The sequence below is a fragment of the Streptomyces niveiscabiei genome (genome assembly GCF_001419795.1).
In the GTDB taxonomy this organism is placed as follows: domain Bacteria; phylum Actinomycetota; class Actinomycetes; order Streptomycetales; family Streptomycetaceae; genus Streptomyces; species Streptomyces niveiscabiei.
The window spans coordinates 1-1,666 of the sequence record NZ_LIRL01001037.1 but is presented as its reverse complement, the minus strand read 5'-3'; the positions used below and the strand labels follow the sequence as shown (position 1 = coordinate 1,666).

Genomic DNA, 1,666 nt, shown 5'->3' with positions numbered 1-1,666 from the left:
TGGTACACGGGCGCCGGCCGGCCGGCGCCCGTGTACCAGGTCCCGGAGCGGCACACCGTGCTGGACACGCCCCTCCAGGGCCCCTACCCCGAGGGGTACGAGGTCGCCGACTTCGCGATGGGCTGCTTCTGGGGTGCCGAGCGGAAGTTCTGGCAGCTCCCGGCGGGCGTGTGGACGACCCTCGTCGGCTACCAGGGCGGTCACACCGAGAACCCGACGTACGAAGAGGTCTGCTCCGGGATGACCGGGCACACGGAGGTCGTCCGCGTGGTCTTCGACCCCGCCCTCATCTCGTACGACACCCTCCTGCGCACCTTCTGGGAGTCCCACAACCCGACGCAGGGCTTCCGCCAGGGCAACGACGTGGGCACCCAGTACCGCTCGGCGATCTACACCCACTCCCCCGCGCAGGCCACCGCCGCGGACTCCTCCCGCATCTCGTACCAGAAGGTCCTCGCGGACGCCGGCCACTCCGAGATCACCACAGAGATCCTCCCCGCCGACACCCGCCCCTTCTACCCCGCCGAGGCCTACCACCAGCAGTACCTCGACAAGAACCCGGCAGGCTACTGCGGCATCGGCGGCACGGGCGTCTCATGCCCGATCGGCGTGGCGAAGGCGAGCGACTGAGCACCGCCCCGTCACGAGACGGGTCCGACCTCCACGGCCAGGTAGCGGAACTCCCCTCCCTGGCCGCCGAGTTCCGAGTACGGCTTCCAGGAGAGGTCGTAAGTTCCCAGCAGCGCGCAGGTGTTGCGCTTGTACGTTCCCCCGGCCCACAGCAACGTGCCGGTGAGCGTGCGTCCTTGGTGGATCCGGAACTCCTCGTCCCGGGTCTGCTTGCGGCCGGGGGCGGGGGGAGTCCACAGGGACGCCTCGTTGGTCACCATGACGGCGAGACCGTTCTGCTCCCGCCCCGCGCAGAAGCGCTCCAGGCGGGCCAGGTCGCGTACGAAGTGCAGGCGGGCCAGGTCTGTGGCGGCATGGTCCCTCAAGGCGTAGTCCTCAGGGGGTACCCCTGACGTACCCGTCCACCCCCGGGTGAAGTACTTGAACTCGATCGCGGTACGAGTCCGGCCGATGCACAGCAGATCCAGGTACCTTCTGCGCCCCGGCTCCTCCCGCTGCGGTACCTCCAACCTGGATTCCACGTCCGGTGCCAGTTCCCACAGCGTCCGGGCGAATCCGTGTTGCAGGTCGGCCTCGGAGTGGAAGACGGGTCTGTGGCGGCCCAGTCGGGACATGACATCGTCAAGCGGAACGGTGTCGGCCACGGTTGCGGAAGCGGGCGTCTGTGCCGTCGTCATCCGGCCATTGAAGAGGGCGTACCGGAGGATGTTCAACCCGCCGGACGAGGCCATCCGTACCTCGACCGGAACGAGTGGGGAGGGCCTCCGGCCCATGCGACGATCCGGGCACCCGGTGGCGGCCGAAAGCCGTTCTCTCCCGGCCGAGTCGGGGCTGGGCGGGGAGCAAGGGGCGGCGGACAATGGGGAGTTCGTGTCTGTGCGGCCAAGGAGGGGTTCGTGGTGTTCGGTCGGAGGCGGGAGTTGCGGATGCCGACGCGGGAGGAAGCGCCGGTGGGGCGGGGGGAGTTGGCGTACACCGTGCCGGAGCGGCATGCGGTGTTGGGGACCGCTTTGCAGGGGCCCTATCCCGAGGGGCA

General features: G+C 69.4%; 2 protein-coding genes. One reads left to right on the top strand and one right to left on the bottom strand.

Translation table 11 applies throughout. The features are described 5' to 3' along the window. Positions 1-630 (top strand): peptide-methionine (S)-S-oxide reductase MsrA (gene msrA, locus AOK24_RS39260; RefSeq protein WP_055724708.1); only part of this gene is annotated, 630 nt, incomplete at its 5' end. Between the two features lie 11 nt (positions 631-641). Here msrA and AOK24_RS39255 read toward each other — a convergent pair. Continuing rightward, positions 642-1,244, bottom strand: coding sequence for a hypothetical protein (locus AOK24_RS39255; protein ID WP_240554336.1), 603 nt, complete (start codon positions 1,242-1,244; stop codon positions 642-644). Positions 1,245-1,666: the final 422 nt, after the last annotated feature.